15 protein-coding genes and 1 pseudogene are annotated in these 16222 nt (G+C 69.5%); 12 read left to right on the top strand and 4 right to left on the bottom strand.

All coding sequences use genetic code 11. The features are described from left to right. Positions 1-11: 11 nt before the first annotated feature. The 3 genes and pseudogenes from IJ15_RS0103595 to IJ15_RS26965 form a co-directional block, all read left to right on the top strand. The gene (locus IJ15_RS0103595; RefSeq protein ID WP_031936977.1) at positions 12-785 is read left to right on the top strand and encodes a 2-phosphosulfolactate phosphatase; all 774 of its coding nucleotides are present in this window, start codon (positions 12-14) and stop codon (positions 783-785) included. A 34-nt stretch (positions 786-819) separates the two neighbouring features. Continuing rightward, positions 820-1491, top strand: coding sequence for a DNA alkylation repair protein (locus IJ15_RS0103600; RefSeq protein WP_031936978.1), 672 nt, complete (start codon positions 820-822; stop codon positions 1489-1491). Positions 1492-1589: 98 nt separating this feature from the next. Next, positions 1590-1976, top strand: a pseudogene (locus tag IJ15_RS26965) (Tn3 family transposase); the annotation flags it as partial. A gap of 193 nt (positions 1977-2169) precedes the next feature. Here the strand turns inward: IJ15_RS26965 and IJ15_RS0103610 are convergent. The 3 genes from IJ15_RS0103610 to IJ15_RS0103625 form a co-directional block, all read right to left on the bottom strand. After that, positions 2170-2685: a GNAT family N-acetyltransferase gene (locus tag IJ15_RS0103610; RefSeq protein ID WP_031936980.1), complete on the bottom strand. Its 516-nt coding sequence runs from the start codon at positions 2683-2685 to the stop codon at positions 2170-2172. Between the two features lie 90 nt (positions 2686-2775). Continuing rightward, positions 2776-3870 (bottom strand): ribosome small subunit-dependent GTPase A, encoded by a 1095-nt coding sequence (gene rsgA, locus IJ15_RS0103615; RefSeq protein WP_031936981.1) that lies wholly within the window; start codon positions 3868-3870, stop codon positions 2776-2778. 557 nt (positions 3871-4427) lie between these two features. Further along, positions 4428-6362, bottom strand: a complete 1935-nt coding sequence (locus IJ15_RS0103625; protein ID WP_231569409.1) for a vWA domain-containing protein — start codon at positions 6360-6362, stop codon at positions 4428-4430. 264 nt (positions 6363-6626) lie between these two features. On the opposite strand from IJ15_RS0103625, the gene IJ15_RS0103630 reads away from it, so the two are divergent. The 4 genes from IJ15_RS0103630 to IJ15_RS0103645 all read left to right on the top strand — a co-directional run bounded on the left by IJ15_RS0103630 (position 6627) and on the right by IJ15_RS0103645 (position 8944). Then, positions 6627-7172: a hypothetical protein gene (locus IJ15_RS0103630; RefSeq protein ID WP_031936983.1), complete on the top strand. Its 546-nt coding sequence runs from the start codon at positions 6627-6629 to the stop codon at positions 7170-7172. A gap of 65 nt (positions 7173-7237) precedes the next feature. Beyond that, complete coding sequence (locus IJ15_RS0103635; RefSeq protein ID WP_031936984.1) at positions 7238-7672, top strand: helix-turn-helix transcriptional regulator; 435 nt, start codon at positions 7238-7240, stop codon at positions 7670-7672. A 20-nt stretch (positions 7673-7692) separates the two neighbouring features. Further along, positions 7693-8103: a VOC family protein gene (locus IJ15_RS0103640; protein WP_031936985.1), complete on the top strand. Its 411-nt coding sequence runs from the start codon at positions 7693-7695 to the stop codon at positions 8101-8103. Positions 8104-8164: 61 nt separating this feature from the next. Further along, positions 8165-8944, top strand: a complete 780-nt coding sequence (locus IJ15_RS0103645) for a VOC family protein (RefSeq protein ID WP_031936986.1) — start codon at positions 8165-8167, stop codon at positions 8942-8944. Positions 8945-9033: 89 nt separating this feature from the next. On the opposite strand, the gene IJ15_RS0103650 is transcribed toward IJ15_RS0103645, so the two are convergent. Further along, positions 9034-9684 carry a hypothetical protein gene (locus tag IJ15_RS0103650; protein WP_031936987.1) on the bottom strand — a complete coding sequence of 217 codons (651 nt, stop codon included), beginning with the start codon at positions 9682-9684 and terminating at the stop codon, positions 9034-9036. A gap of 201 nt (positions 9685-9885) precedes the next feature. Between IJ15_RS0103650 and IJ15_RS0103655 the strand changes: the two genes are divergently transcribed. From IJ15_RS0103655 to IJ15_RS0103675, 5 genes are all read left to right on the top strand, one after another. Beyond that, positions 9886-10380, top strand: a complete 495-nt coding sequence (locus tag IJ15_RS0103655) for an FxsA family protein (protein ID WP_031936988.1) — start codon at positions 9886-9888, stop codon at positions 10378-10380. A 12-nt stretch (positions 10381-10392) separates the two neighbouring features. Then, positions 10393-11994, top strand: a complete 1602-nt coding sequence (locus IJ15_RS0103660; protein WP_031936989.1) for an amidohydrolase — start codon at positions 10393-10395, stop codon at positions 11992-11994. Continuing rightward, positions 11984-13549 (top strand): apolipoprotein N-acyltransferase, encoded by a 1566-nt coding sequence (gene lnt, locus IJ15_RS0103665; RefSeq protein ID WP_031936990.1) that lies wholly within the window; start codon positions 11984-11986, stop codon positions 13547-13549. Before IJ15_RS0103660 ends, lnt begins: the two co-directional genes overlap by 11 nt. A 47-nt stretch (positions 13550-13596) precedes the next feature. Further along, positions 13597-15723, top strand: coding sequence for an oxidoreductase (locus IJ15_RS0103670; RefSeq protein ID WP_031936991.1), 2127 nt, complete (start codon positions 13597-13599; stop codon positions 15721-15723). Positions 15724-15879: 156 nt separating this feature from the next. Further along, on the top strand, positions 15880-16104 hold the full coding sequence (locus IJ15_RS0103675; protein ID WP_031936992.1) for an MbtH family protein: 225 nt from the start codon (positions 15880-15882) through the stop codon (positions 16102-16104). Positions 16105-16222 lie beyond the last annotated feature (118 nt).

The following is a 16222-nucleotide window of genomic DNA, read 5'->3' on the forward strand; positions in this document are numbered from 1 at the left end:
GGGATGGTCGGGTGAATTCGGCTCATCGGCAAGGTGACTGGGCTGTCCGCTTCGACTGGGGTCCGTCGGGGGCGTCGGCGATCGGCCAGGATGCCGGCGTCGCGGTGGTCGTCGACGTGTTGTCGTTCACGACGACGCTGTCGGTGGCCGTCGATCTCGGCGTCGAGGTGCTGCCCTACAGGTGGCGCGACGATTCCGCGACCGCCTACGCGGCGCAGCACCGAGCGGTGTTGGCGGTCGGCCGGAGTGACGCGGCCGCCGGTGCGGTGAGCTTGTCCCCGGGAACCGTTCGGCGCGCACGTGGTCTGACGCGCCTCGTGCTGCCCTCACCCAACGGCTCCTCGATCGCCTACTCACTGGCCGCCGCGGCAGGGGTCTGCGTGGGCGCATCGCTGCGCAATGCGCGCGCGGTCGCGGAGTGGATCGCGGAGAACCACGACCAGCGTTCCACGGTGGCGGTGATTGCTGCAGGTGAGCGCTGGCCGGACGGGACCCTGCGGCCGGCCGTCGAGGACGTGTGGGGTGCGGGCGCGGTGCTGGACGTGCTCGGAAGCCTCCGCCCGGAACTGTCGATGTCGCCGGAAGCGGAGATGGCCGCTGCGGCGTGGCACACCGTCCGGGAGCGGGCGGGGACCGCGCTGACGCAGTGCGCGTCCGGCCGAGAGCTGATCGCCGCCGGATACGCGTCCGACGTCGAGGTTGCCGCCGAGGTCGGTGAAAGCCGATGTGTGCCGGTTCTCTCCGGTGACGTGTTCGTCGATCGCGGCCACCGACTTCCGTCGTAGGTTGAACCTGGACCGTGACTGACAGGAGGCTGAGGTGGCAGAGACGACGGTGGGCGAGGTACTGGCCGAGCTGGCCGCGCTCGAGGACCCGAAGATCCGCGCGGTCAACGAGAGACACGGCGACGATCACGGTGTGAATCTGGGCAAACTGCGCGCGATCGCGAAACGCCTGAAGACACAGCAGGAACTCGCACGCGATCTCTGGGGGACCGACGACACCGCGGCGATGCTGTTGGCGATCCTGATCTGCCGCCCGAAGGCGTTCGAGCGTGACGAGTTGGACGTCATGCTGCGCGGGGCCCGGACCCCGAAGGTGCACGACTGGCTCGTGAACTATGTCGTGAAGAGAAATCCGCACGCCGAAGAGCTACGCCTGGCCTGGATCGTCGACCCTGATCCCGTGGTCGCGAGTGCCGGCTGGGCGCTCACCACCGAACGGGTGGCGAAGAAGCCGGAGGTTCTCGACCTCGCCGGACTGCTCGACGTCATCGAGGCCGAGATGAAGGACGCCCCGGACCGCCTGCAGTGGGCGATGAACCACTGCCTGGCCCAGATCGGGATCGAGCACGCCGACTACCGCGCCCGCGCCCTCGACATCGGCGAGCGACTGCGGGTGCTCGAGGACTACCCGACACCCCCGAACTGCACATCTCCGTTCGCGCCCGTCTGGATCGCCGAGATGGTGCGCCGTCGGGGCGCACAGTAGGGGTTCCTGTAGTACTCGCGCGCAAACCAACGACAATGGTTTGACCAGCGGCGATGCCGTGTTTTCGGTTCGGGCTGCAGCTCACCCCGTCTGATCCGTCGTACGGCAGGCAGGCACAGACCCGCACCGAGCATCTGCGGTTGGCTGCACAGTTCCTGGGCTGGCGGCCGGCGGGTTCGATGGAGCATGATTCCCCGACGCTGTTCTTCCAGCTCGCGTGCCAGTATCTGGTGTCGGCGCGGGTGATCCGGCCGGGCCCGGACACGCTGGTTCGCCGTGTCGCGCATGCACACGAGCAGGCCCAGGGCGAGACCTACGATCGGCTGCCGCACGAGTTCACCACCGAGCGGTGCGTGGCATCGGATGCGCTGCTGGTCGCCGATCCCTCGCTGTCGACCGGTCCGGTGGAGGCTTCGGCGTCCGCTGCGAAGGCCGAGGTGGACAAGCTGGGATTCCTGCCCGGCCTCGCGCAGCACCTTCAGATGGGGTGGGACTGTCCCGCCTACCTCAGAATTACTCGAACACAGTGTGGTGGTGCGGATCTCGACGCGATTGATCGGGGCGATGTCGGCGCTGATCTCGGTCCGGTGTTCATGTCGCGGCATACCGCCGGGGCTCGCCTGCGGGGTACGCAGACGAGCCCCAGGGATTGCCGGGTTACCAGCCGAACGGGAGTGTTCAGATGTCGCCGAAGGCTGCCGCGTAGCGGATGACGCCACTGGGCAGGGGCTCGGTGCCCAGGCTCAGCACCATCAGCGCGTCGTCCGGGACCGGCGTCTTCATGGTGACGCCGTGCGTGCTGGCGCGGGTGAACCCGAAACGCGGGTAGTACTCCGGATGTCCGAGGACGGTGACGAAACGCTCACCCCTCGCCTCGGCGGCGTCGAGGGCTGCACGGATCGCGGCCGATCCGACGCCGGTTTTCTGGTACTGCGGAAGGACCGCGCACGGTCCCAGGCACAGTGCCGGGGTATCACCGATGTGCGCGCGGGTCAGCAGTACATAGCCCACGAAGGCGCCGGCATCGTCGAGAGTGACCAGCGACAGTCCGTCGATCCACGCGGGGTCCTGGCGCAACGCCTCGACGAGGTCGGCCTCTTCGGCGGTGTCGAACGCGGCGAGGTTGATCTCGCGGATCGCGGGGATATCAGCGCTGGTCTCGGCGCGAGTGGTCCAGTCGGTACGGGAATTCATGATGGTTGTCCTTCTGTGATGAATGATGTTGTCAGCCCGTCGGTCCAGCGCCTCCGGGCCAACCGAAGGGGACGGGTTAGCACGCCGGCATCAGCGCTGGCGGTCGCGGAATCGGTAGGTGGCGCGCAGATCCCGCGTGATCGCCTTGACGGTCTTGCTGCGTTTACCGCTCTGGCGGGCATCACCGCGGGTGGCCGCCCACTGGCTTTCCCGCATCAGCTTCCGATACCGCTCGAGCCGCCCCAGGTCCAACTCGCCGGTCACGACCGCGTCCTGCACCGCACACTCGGGTTCGCTGCGGTGTTCGCAGTCACCGAAGGCGCAGTTGCGGGCATAGGCCTCGATCTCGGCGAACACCTGCTCGACCCCGTCGGCGACATCCTGCACGCCGATGCCCCGCAGACCCGGAGTATCGATGAGCACCCCACCAGCGGGCAACGCCAACAACTCGCGATGCACGGTAGTGTGGCGGCCCTTGCCGTCGACCTCGCGAACCTCGTTGGTGTCCATGCGTTCTCGCCCCAGCAACGCGTTGGCCAAACTCGATTTGCCGGCCCCCGACGGACCCAGCAGCACCGCGGTCCCGGTCACGGCAGCGGCCAACTGCTCGAGGCCCACACCGGTAGCGGCGCTGGTAGTGAGGATGTCGACGCCGGGGGCCAGCGCGGCCACCTCAGCCTCGTCCGCACCGGCGTGCTCAGCCAGATCGGCCTTGGTCAGCACGATGATTGGGCGGGCGCCGCTATCGAAGGTCAGCGCCAGCAACCGCTCGATGCGGCCCGCGTTGACCGGTGCCGCCAGCGAGACCGCGATGACCACGGTGTCGACGTTGGCCGCGAGCACCTGCCGATGGGAGGTGCGGTCCGAGGACGCGCGAGTGATCGCGGTGCGGCGAGGCAGCACCGCCACCACGTGTGGTTGCGGTCCCGGGCGTAACGCGACCCAGTCGCCGGTGCACACCATCTGTTCACGGTCCACGCCGCTGAGCGCACTGCTGTCGGCGCGCACCGGCCCCGACGCGGTGAGGGTGTCACATCGGCCGCGGTCGACCCGCGCGATACGGGCCGGTAGGAGCCCGGCGGCGGCGTGTTCGGCGAACATCGCCGCGAAAGTCTCGTCCCAGCCGAGCGCGGACAGCTCTCGTGAGGACGGTGAAGAGTAGGAAGAGTGGTGAGATGAATGCATGATGAGACCCTTGGTGTAGGAGCCCCGTTCGAACGCGAGAACCACCCGGCAGCGACACCGCGAGCGCAGCTCACGGCAACTACCGGCAAGGGGTATCGGGTCTAGACCGGGGCCCGGGAAATGAGGATGGTCCGGGCGCTGCACACGGCAGCGGTCTTCACCGCAAACATCAACTCACCTCCCATTCTCTCGCACTCCAGGTCAAACACGGACGACCCAAACTAGCACGCGGCCAGCGATCCCCGATAGGGGATTTTGAACACGTTCATACCAGAGGCCGCGGCGTGCGAGCGGGGCCGATTCCGTCGCGGGCTGCGAAAAGACCTGGGTCGACAAGGCATCCGGCAAGCTGGCACGTCGCCCGGAGTGGGACAAATGCTTCGACAAATAGGGCATCGACACCACCACCCCCGCCGGGCGGTTCCTGTTCCACGTCATCGCCGCCAACATGTCATCGGTGCTGGTCAAGCGGCTATCGTTAATTTTCGCGATTACTACAGGAGCCCCAGTAGCTGGGCCCGACCGTGATCGGGCCCAGCTCGTGGATGCGGTGCGAACTACTTTCGGCGTGACCGCACGGCGAGCATGCCGCCGATACCGCCGACGGCGACCGCAACCGCAGCAACCGCGATCCAGGCTCGGGACAGCGCGACTCCGCTGGTCGACGAATCGGAGTCGGTCGCGGCTGCCTCTGCCACGACGTCGCCGCCCTCGGCGGTCTCCCCGTCGGCCGTGCCACCGGCAGGCGGGTCGGTGGCGTCCGCGTCCTCGCCGAAGATCCCGCCGGTGATCGCGGTCGAGTACGACGGTCCGGTCTCGGTGTCTTCAGCGACGGTCAGGTCCACACGAATCGGTACAGGAAGGCCCGCGTCACCGGACGGCGTCGATCCCACCTTGACCGCGATGTAGTACCAGCCCGGCACGGCCTCCTTGCGGATGGCGAGGTCCTTGGACGCGCGATTGTCGTATCGGATCGGCACGGTGGCGAACGCTGGACCATTCGCCGGCAGTACGTACTCGGTACCGGTGTAGGAGCCGATGCCCGACTCGATCTCCTCGCGGGTCGGTGAGTACATGGTGGTCCGAATGTTCGAGACGTTCTCGAGGCCGCGGCCACCGTTCGCGTCGTAGTGCACGCGGTACGCCAGTCCCTGGCCCCAGTCCAGTTTCACCCGGTAGAACACGAACTCGCCCGGCTGGAGGGTATCGGTGTACCGGCCGCTGCCGTCGAGTTCGGTGGCAACGTTGAAGGATCCGCCTCCGGCCACGGGGGTGCCTGCGCCGACGGGTTCGACGAACGTGGTCGGCGCCGCCACCGGCGCTGGGCCGGAGTCGGTAGCGGCCGGCTCGATCCCGACGAGCAGTTCGAACGGCAGCCGTTCCGGTGCCCCCTTGGAGATCCTGTCCCAAGTCGGCGCGAAGTAGTAGCGTCCACCGCCTCGGCATCCGTCGGCACTGCCGCCGTCGCCCGCACGCTTCTCGGCCGCCCCGTCGAAGGTCTGGTTGATCGTGAGCGCCGCACCGTCACTGGAGTAGACGAGCTGTTCGAACTCGTACCGGTTGCAGTCCCGTCCGTCCCGTCCGTACACCCGCATGTTCAGGACGTTCGTGTCATCGACGCCCGCGATACCGGGCACGCGGGGAAACGACATGGTTCCGCTGACATAGGCGGTTGCACCGTCCGGGATGTCGACGGCGTAGTAGCGCGTTTCCTTCTGCCCGAGGGTGTCCAGGTACTGGCCCGGTACCGCGACCGGCGCGGACTCGTAGGTCGCTGATCCTGTCAGGGGCGTCCCGGACGCCTTGTAGTTGCGCAGTGCTGCAGCGGTGACGCGCGGAAGGGTCCGCTCCAGCGCCGGCCCGTCCACGGCGTCGGTGTAGGTGCCGCCGGTGGCCTCTGCCATGCACGTCAACTGGGCACGGGCCTTGTCGTCGACCCCGAAACCGATCGCATGCATCACCAGATCGACACCCTGTGCCTTCAGTTCCCTGGCGACGTCGCACGGTTCGGGCGGCGCGCAGGTGTCCTCGCCGTCGGAGATCAGCACGATCGAGCGAGGGCCCGAGCTCGGCAGTGCGGCGGCGGCCTGGCGCAATGCGTTGCCCATGGGTGTCCATCCGCTCGCCGCGATACCGTCGACCGCACCGTTCAGAGCGGGCCTGTCGAGAGGTTTCGGCTGGTGCAGCACCCGGACGTCACGGCAGCCCGCGTCCTTCTCGGAGTCATCGCTTCCCGTGCCGGTGCCGTACACGGTCAGGCCCACCTTCGAATCGGCGGGCGCGCTGTCGACGAAAGAGCGGACGGCGTTCTTGGCGGCATCCATCATCGTGCCCCCCGGATCGGGCCGCTGCATGGAACCGGACGCATCCAGCACGAGCATGGTCGGCGCGTACTGTTGCTCCGATTCGCCGGTCTCCTGCGCCTGCACGGTCGGCCCCGCCAGGGCCAGGACGACAAGCCCCGCCGCCAGCCCCGCCGTGAAAGTGGTCAATCGAACCGTCATCCTTGGCATTTTCCCCCGCCTGATTTGTGCCCCATTGTTCATTTCGCTGGCCGACACTACAGAATTCGCGATGCCACCGTCGGCAGTCGTCGTGCATCGCGTCAGACGCGCTCGGTGGGCGGTAGGGCCGCGAATGTGGTTGTGTGAGAAGCGTTCAGGTCATGCATCCGGTAACGAATCGTGCCGGGTCGCGATGTACCGAGTGCGCGGCGACGTGTCCGTCCCCGCGGTCTCGGATCCAGGGGAGGAACCATGAGCAGACAGTTGATTCGTCGTGGCGGTGCCGCGGCACTCGTCACCGCCGGGCTGGGAACCGCAGTCGTAGTCGGAGGAGGCCCGGTCGCGTCCGCCCAACCTGCGCCGCCCACGTCGACGACCATGACGTGCGGGAGCGCGAACCCACTCTTCTGGGCGCCGGCGTTCACGTGGACCGTGCACGCCGCGTCGGGCGAGTCCCTCCGGCCCGGCGCCGCCGCGCTGGAGCCGTCGATCCTGCTCAGCGGCGGCAACGAACTGCCCGCCCCTCCCGCCGGCCTGCTGCCGAGCCTCGGCCCGAACTGGTACGGCACCCGGGTGTCGGTCGACTGGCACAACCTCACGACGGGAGCCTCGGGCCGCAGCGTCAGCGAGGAGACGGCCTGGCAGCAGAAGCCTGGCATCCCGATCAATCGGACCTGGACGGGAACCGGAACGGTGTCGTTCACCGTCACCGTCGAGACCGGCGCGGGATGGCGGTTCGTCAACCCGCAGAACGCCGTCTGCCAGGGGACGATCTCCGTGGTGCCCGGACGGTCGTAGCGCAGTGGATGCGCGCGGGTGACGAAGCTGCGCGGGAGCAGCCGAGTCATGTAACGATGCTGCGTATGGGATCTGGGCCTAGCGAGGCGCAACGTTTGTGCGACATCGTCGCCATGCGTCGCGTCCGCGACCGGATCGATCGTGAGTACGCCGAACCGCTGAATCTCGAAGCGTTGGCCCGCGGGGCCCACATGTCGGTCGGGCACCTCAGTCGGGAGTTCCGCCGCGTCTACGGCGAGTCCCCGTACTCGTACCTGATGACTCGACGTATCGAGCGGGCGATGACGCTGCTGCGCCGCGGGGACCTCAGTGTCACCGAGGTGTGCTTCGCGGTGGGCTCCTCGTCGCTGGGCACGTTCAGCACCAGATTCACGGAGTTGGTCGGCGTACCGCCGAGCGTTTACCGTCGCGACCACTCCCAGGCCGGGGCGGGGATCCCGCCGTGCCTGGCCAAGCAGGTGACCAGACCGGTCAGGAATCGAGAAGCGCGCGACCGGTAGTCCTGCCTAGCGTGGTGGACATGAACATCACCATTCACTACGCCTTCCTCCCGCACACCGACGCCGAGGCCGCACTGGGCTTCTACCGCGACATCCTGGGCTTCGAGGTCCGCAAGGACGTCGGCTACGAAGACATGCGCTGGATCACCGTCGGGCCGGCCGGCCAGCCCGGCACGTCCATCGTGCTGCACCCGCCCGCCGCCGATCCGGGTGTCACCGACGAGGAGCGTCGCACGATTCTCGAGCTCATCGCCAAGGGCGCCTACACCGCCGTCACCCTGGCCACCGACGACCTCGACGGGCTCTTCGACCGTCTGCAGGCGGCCGGCGCAGATGTGGTCCAGGAGCCCATCGACCAGGACTACGGCGTCCGGGACTGCGCGTTCCGCGATCCGGCCGGCAACCTCATCCGCGTCAACCAACTCACCTGAGCGGACCGTACCGATCCGCCCTCACATCGACCGAGCCCAGACAACACGAAGGAGACACCCGATGGCGCTCTCTCTCGACATCGTCACCATCGGTACACCGCAGGTGGACGCCGCACAGAACTTCTACGCGTCCGCGTTCTCGTCCCCATTCATCGGTGACGGTGACACCGCCCGTCTCGACCTGCACGGCACCGGACAGCTCGCCGTGCACCAGGCCGCCGCCGATTCCGGTGCGATCCCGGGTTTCCGGGGCTACGTCCTGTCCACCATCGTCGATCGGCCCGCCGAGGTCAGGGCCCTGCTCGACGCCGCCACCGCCCGAGGCGCGACGGTCGTCAAACCGGCGAAGAAGGCACTGTTCGGCGAGTTCGCCGCGGTCTATCGGGCACCCGACGGCACCGTGTGGAAGCTGGCCGCGGCCTCGAAGAAGGACACCGACCCCGTCCCCGACCCGCCGGAACCGATCGAGACCGCGGTCTTCCTCGGCGTCGCGGAACCGAAGGCGTCCAAGATGTTCTATGAGGCGCTGGGCATGCGTGCCGACCGGGACTACGGGGACAGGTTCGTCGACTTCACCATCGCCGGCGGCGTGTGCCGGCTGGGTCTGCTGCCACGCAAGGCCCTCGCCAAGGATGTCGGTGTCGACGACCGCGGGGACAGCGGTGCGCTCGTGCTCACCCACACCGCCAGGTCCCGCGACGACGTCGACGCCCTGCTCACCGCCGCGGACTCTGCCGGCGGCCGGGTCGTCGCCGCAGCCGCCCCGACCGACGGGGGCGGATACACCGGGCGGTTCACCGACCCCGACGGGTACCACTGGAACATCGCCGCACCGACCTGACCTCGCGCGTCTCGTGAAGTGTGCGACGGCGTTCGTGAAGGATTCCCGACGGTAGCCGTCGGGAATCCTTCACGAACGACCGGAGTCGGTCAGGCCGTGAACTGGCCGACCGTGCCGAGGGCGGTGCAGGTGGTGCCGGACTCGTACGTCACCTGGCCGAACAGGGCGGCGAGGACGGTGCCCTCACCGGTGTCGACCGTCTTGGACAGGGTCGGCACGTTCAGCACGGTGTCGTCGAGGGGGACGACACCGCTCTTCATCGTCGTCAGGTTGAGCCACGCGACCTGCAGACCCGATTCCTTCGGGACGGCGAGGTGTGCGGGCACCGCCTGGAAGCGCAGGTTGCCGCGTTCGATCCACGGCGGCAGCGGGAAGTTGGGTCCGGCCTGCGCGCTGGCGACGGTCACCGTCATCGGATTGCCGGCGACCCCGCAGCCGAATGTGGGCGCCGGGAACATGAAGTCCTGCGTGGTGGTGGCGCCGACCTCCTGACCGGTCACGCCTTCGATGAGTTCGGTCACTCCGGGCGTGCCGAGCAGGCCGCCGAGAAGGTCGGTCGTCTGGGGCGCGTTCCTGGTGAACTGTTCGAGCAGGCCCTGCAGCGGCGGGGGAGCGGGTGCGGCCGGGGCCGCGGTCGCGACACCCGAGAACACGACGGCGCCGGCGGCTGCTCCCGCGACGGCGACGGACAGGCGGGCCGACAATCGGCGGGTGGTGGTGCGGCCGAAGCGACGAGACATGTGAACTCCTCCCTGAGGACCGGCCCTCCCAGCCGATCGGTACCGGTACTCGACCACGCGAGAAGTCTCTACGTCAACTTCAGGGTTAGACCGTTACGGGATCGAATCCCGGCGCGTGGGAGCATTTCGGTGCCCCCGATCGTTGAGCAGACACAACACCCCGCCACACCCCCGGCGGGCGAAGCACCGAGAGGATCCACCATGATCGCGCCCCTGTTCCTCCTCTACGCCCTGGTGGAGGTCGGAGTTCTCATCTGGGTCGGCAGCACGATCGGCGTGCTGTGGACGGTGCTGCTGCTCATCGCCGGATCCGCCGTGGGCATGGTGCTGGTCAAGTCGCAGTGGCGCGTGGTGATGGACGGATTCCGCCGGGCCACCCGCGGCGAGGCCTCCCCGACGGGCGCGGTCGCCGACGGCGCCATGGTCGCGGCCGGTTCCGTGTTGATGTTCGTGCCGGGACTGGTGACGTCGGTCCTCGGCCTGCTGATGCTGCTGCCGCCCACCCGGTGGGCGCTGCGACCGGCCGTCGTCCTGCTGGCGGGCAAGCGGGCGAACGTGACCCTGGCCGGTGTCGAATTCGCATCCCGGGCACAGGGCAGCCGCGGCACGGGAACGGTCATCGACGGCGAGGTCGTCGACGTCTACCCGGACGTGTCCACCGACACCCCGACCCAGGGGCCCCGCGCGCTGCCGTAACAGGCAGACTGGATGCCCGTGAGCACCCAACTCTTGGTCGACGGCCGCATCTACAGTCCCAGTGCCCCCGACGCGACCGCGATGGCGGTCACCGACGGCATCGTCGTCTGGATCGGCGAGGACCGCCCGGGCCGCGCCCTGCATCCCGACGCCGAGGTGATCGAACTCGACGGCGCGTTCGTCACCCCCGGCTTCGTCGACACCCACGTCCACGTCACCGCCCTCGGCCTGCAGCTGACGGGACTCGATCTCAGCGGTGCCCGCAGCAGGGCCGAATGCCTCGACCTGGTGCGCGGGTTCGCGCGGACGCACGACGACGCGGTGATCTGGGGCCACGGCTGGGACGACAGCCGCTGGGCGGACACCGCGCCCACGACAGCCGAACTCGACGACGCCGCCCCGGGCCGGACGGTGTACCTCACCCGGATCGACGCGCATTCCGCACTGTGCTCGACCGCACTGCGTGCCGCGGTGCCCGGCCTCGCCGCGGCCGCCGGGTACGCACCCGACGGCGCCCTCACCGGCGACGCCCACCACCTGGTGCGAGCCCGGGCCCGGGCGCTGCTCACCGCGCCGCAGCGGGCCGCCGCGCGCCTCGCGGCGCTCGACCATTTCGCCGCGCAGGGCATCGTCGCCGTCCACGAGTGCGGCGGCCCCGACGTCGGTGGTCTCGACGACTTCCGGGAACTGCTCGCGCTCGAGCACGGCGTCGAGGTCCGCGGGTACTGGGGCGAGGCGGTCGATTCCCCCGAGGCTGCGGCGGAACTGATGGCCCGCACCGGCGCGCACGCGCTCGGCGGTGACCTGTTCGTCGACGGCGCGCTCGGGTCCCGCACCGCGGCCCTGACCGAGCCGTACCACGACTGCGCAGGCCATCACGGAAACACCTACCTGGACGTCGACGCCGTCGCCGCGCACGTCCGCGCCTGCACGCTCGCCGGGATCCAGGCCGGTTTCCACGTGATCGGGGACGCCGCCGTCGCGACCGCCGTCGCGGCGTTCGAGAGGGTCGCCACCGAGCTGGGCGGGCCGGCGCTCGCCGCCCGCGGGCACCGCCTCGAGCACCTCGAGATGGTCACCGCCGAGCAGGCCGCCCTGCTGGGCGGCTGGGGTGTGATCGCCAGCATGCAGCCGGTGTTCGACGCACTGTGGGGCGGTACCGACGGCATGTACGCGCAGCGCCTCGGTGCCGATCGGGCCGCGCGGATGAATCCGTTCGCCCCCATCGCCTCGACCGGGATGTCGCTGGCCTTCGGCTCGGACGCCCCGGTGACCCCCGTCGACCCGTGGGCGATGCTCCGGGCCGCGGTCCGGCACCACACCCCGGGCAGCGGGGTGTCGCCGCGCGCGGCGTTCTCCGCGGCGACGCGGGGCGCGTGGCGGGCCGGCGGCGTCCGGGACGGCATGGCCGGCACGCTCACCCCGGGCGCACCGGCGTCGTACGTGGTGTGGGACGCCGACGAACTCGTCGTCTCCGCGCCGAAGGACTCGGTGCAGCGCTGGTCCACCGACCCGCGATCCCGCGTGCCGGCGTTGCCGCGCCTCGAGGACGGCGCGCGCACCCCGGTGTGCATGCGCTCGGTGCACCGCGGGATCACCGTCCATGGTGCGTGACCGCACCGCGCTGACGGCGATCGCGCGCGACGCCGTTCTCGCGGTCGTCTCCGGCCTGCTGCTGTTCGCGAGTTTCCCGCCGCGCCCGCTGTGGTTCCTGGCCCCGATCGGTATCGCACTGCTGGTGGCTGTCCTCGCCGGCTACGGCCGCGGCGGGCGCACGCTGCGCGCCGGATTCGGGTACGGATACCTCTCGGGGCTGGGCTTTCTCGTCCCGCTGCTGCCGTGGATCGGCGAGTACGTGGGACCGCTGCCCTGGCTGGCGCTGGCCGCGGCGGAGTCGGTGTTCATCGGGCTGTTCGGCGTCGGCACCGTGCTCGTGCACCGGATGCGCGCGCCGGTGTGGGTCGTCGCACTGTCGGTCGCGACGGTGTGGAGCCTCACCGAGTGGCTGCGCTCGTCGGTGCCGTTCGGTGGATTCCCCTGGGGCAAGCTCGCGTTCGGTCAGCCCGACGGCTGGCTGCTGCCGCTCGCCGCGCTCGGCGGGGCACCGCTGCTCAGCTTCGGGGTCGCGCTCACCGGCACCGGCCTGGCGGCACTGGCCCTCGTCGCCACCCGCAGCCCCCGAAACCCCCGGGCATTCGCCGGGCCGCTCGCGGTCGCGGTGTCCGCCTCGGCGGTCGCCGTCGCGGCCGTGCCGTACGTCCACGCGGACAGCGACGGGGACCGCACCGTCACGGTGGCCGCGATCCAGGGCAGCGTGCCCCGGCTCGGCCTCGAGTTCAATGCGCAGCGACGCGCGGTCCTCGACAACCACGTCCGTCGCACCTTCGAACTGGCCGACGACGTCGCCGCCGGCCGGGCGCCGCGGCCGGACGTGGTGGTCTGGCCGGAGAACGCCTCGGACATCGACCCGCTCCGCAACTCCGACGCCGCCGCGGGGATCACCGCCGCCTCGGAGGCGATCGGCGCGCCGATCCTCGTCGGAACCGTGCTCGTCAACGGCGACGGCACCACCACCAACTCGGTGATCGTGTGGGACGGCGAGCAGGGCCCCGGCGACCGTCACGACAAGCGGATCATCCAGCCGTTCGGCGAATACCTGCCCTACCGGGACTTCTTCCGGCTGTTCTCGTCGTACGCCGACCAGGCCGGCAACTTCGTCCCCGGACACGGCAACGGTGTCGTCACCGCCGCCGGCATCGACGTCGGCGTCGCAACCTGCTACGAGGTCGCGTTCGACCGGGCCCTCACCGAATCGGTGCGCGACGGCGCGGAGTTGATCGCGGTGCCGACCAACAACGCCACATTCGGCGACACCGAGATGACCTACCAGCAGCTGGCGATGTCGCGGATCCGCGCCGTCGAGCACCGGCGCGACGTGGTGGTCGCCGCGACCAGCGGGGTGAGCGCGATCATCGCGGCCGACGGCTCGGTGGTGCAGGAATCGGACCTCTTCGTGCCCGCAGCCCTGGTGTCGGAGGTTGCCCTGCGCACCGATACCACGCTGGCCACCCGGCTCGGCCCGATACCGGAGATGCTGCTGTGCCTCGGCGCCGCAGTGGCACTGGTGTCCGCTGCCGTGCGCACCCGGCGTCTCGTCGAATCCCGCTGAGCGGGAAGACGCTCCAACAAGTTGCCGACCCGAAATATCTTCCGTTCGTGACGATTCGAAACCAGACGTTCCCGCACCTGCTCGCCCCCGGCAAGATCGGGCCCATCACTCTGGACAACCGAGTCGTCCTGCCCGCGATGGACATGAACCTCTGCGAGGACGGCGAGATCCACCAGGGCGACATCGACCACTTCGCCGCTCGCGCGGCCGGTGGCACCGGAATGATCATCACGGGTTGCTGCGCGGTGGCGTACCCGGCGGGCTGCACCAGCCGCAAGGAGCCGGGCCTGTCCGAGGACCGGTTCATCCCCGGCCTGAAGGCGCTCGCCGACGCGATCCACGAGGCAGGCAGCAAGCTGTGCGTGCAGATGACGCATCACGGCAAGGTCGCCCGGATCGACACCCTCGACGGCCGCCCGCAGTTGGTGCCGTCGATTCCGAAGCCGCCCGGCGACATGAGCGCGATGGCCGACTGCACCCCCGAGGAACTCGGGAAGATGGCGGCCATCCAAGAAGGCAAGAAGGCCACCTACCACGAGGCCACCCAGGAGGATCTCGACTGGCTGATCCGGATGTTCGCCGAGGCCGCAGGTCGCGTGCTGACCGCCGGCGGCGATGCGGTCGAGATCCACGCCGCCCACAACTACGTGCTCGGCGGCTTCCTGAGCCGCTACTCGAACCAGCGCACCGACGAGTACGGCGGATCCCTGGAGAACCGTGCGCGGCTCACCTGCGAGGTGATCCGCGCGGTCAAGGAGGAGGTCGGTGACGGCCTCGCCGTCATCGTGCGCCTCGCCGGTCAGGAGTACGGCGAAGCCGACGGACTGACCCCGGACGAGGCCGCCCGCGCCGCCGCCCTGTTCGAGGAGGCCGGCGCGGACGCCATCCACGTCACCGGCACCGCGCTGAACGCGTTCGCGAACTTCACCGACGGCCCGCTGCCCGACAAGGTCGGCTACTACACCGACAACGCCACCACCATCAAGCGCGCGGTGTCGATTCCGATCATCACCGTCGGCCGCATGCTGCCCGAGGTCGGCGAGCAGATGATCGCCGAGGGCCGGACCGACTTCGCCGCGATGGGCCGGCAGCTGCTGGCCGATCCGGAGCTGGTCAACAAGCTGAAGGAGGGCCGCACCCAGCAGGTGCGGCCGTGCATCAACTGCTACGTGTGCGTGCAGGAGAACTTCTGGGACGACACCCCGCTGTGCGCGGTCAACCCGGCTCTGGGCAACGAGACGCTGCTGCCGTTCCCGGCGGTGAAGGCCCGCAAGCACGTCGTCGTGGTCGGCTCCGGTCCGGGCGGTCTGGAGTCCGCGCGTGTCGCCGCCGAGCGGGGACATCAGGTCACGGTGCTGGAGAAGACCGACCGGGTCGGCGGCACGATGTGGTTCTCCTCGCTGACCACCCCGGACAACGGTCGCCTGCTCGACTGGCTCACCCACGAGGTGACCCGTCTGGGCGTCGCCGTCCGGCTGAACACCACCGCCACCCCCGAGATGATCCGGGCGCTCGCCCCCGATTCCGTCATCGTCGCGACCGGCGCGGTCCGCGAACGTCCGAACGTCCCGGGTGGCAACCTGCCGCACGTGCACACCGGCGACTCGATGCGTGCCCTGATGACCGGGTCCGGTGACGTCTCCGACCAGGCGCCGTTCCTGCGTGTCATGGGCAAGCTGGCCGGCCTCACCGGCATCACCAAGAGCCCGGACAAGATCCGCGACCTGAGCCGCCGGTTCCTCCGGTTCCTCCCGATGAGCCGGAACGTCGTCGTCGTCGGCGGTTCCCTCGTCGGCCTCGAGCTGGCCGAGTTCATGGCCGAGCGCGGCAGCCGGGTGACGCTGATCGAGGAGGGCCGGCAGCTCGGCGTCCCGATGGCGATGCCGCGCCGGTGGACCGCCGTCAAGCATGCCCGCAAGGTCGGCGTCAACATCCACCGCAACGCGACCCTGAAGCGGATCGACCGCAAGACCGTCGAGTTCACCGCCGGTGGCGAGACCCTGTCCGTGCCGGCGTCGATGGTCATCGTCGCGACCGGCGTCTCGGCCGCGGCCCCGCTGGCCGACGAACTGGCCCGGACCGGTCTCGACGTCCGCGTCGTCGGCGACGCGGGAGCGGTCGACTACATCGAGGGCGCGATGCACTCGGCGTGGAAGGCTGCCACCGCGATCTGATCCGGCCCACCCGTCTCGGCCCGAGCCCGCCCGCGCCTCACGGCGCGGGCGGGCTATCACGTTTTGGGCCTAGCATGGTGTAACAGCCCCGGTATGTCGCTCGATCTAAATAATGGTGTGCATCACTCTTCGTCGAATCGATCGAGAGGTGTAGTGGTGACCAACCCGTTTGACGACCACGATGCGAACTTCCTGGTGCTGGTCAACGCGGACAACCAGCATTCGCTCTGGCCCGCGTTCGCCGACGTCCCCGTCGGCTGGGCGGTGGCGCACGGGAGGGACACCCGACGCGCCTGTGTCGACTACATCGACACCAACTGGACCGACCTGAGGCCGAGCACGCTGCTCGCCGCCCGGGAGCACGATTCACCGCTCGACTAGGCGTCCCGTCGGACGCCTGCGCGGCCCTCGATCCGACCCCCGACAGGGGCGCCCGGACGAACCGGACCGAAGGGGCATTTTTGCCCTTCTACCTGCGAATATGTCCGTCTTTCGCGCC

This window comes from Prescottella defluvii (assembly GCF_000738775.1).
GTDB classification, from domain to species: Bacteria; Actinomycetota; Actinomycetes; order Mycobacteriales; family Mycobacteriaceae; genus Prescottella; species Prescottella defluvii.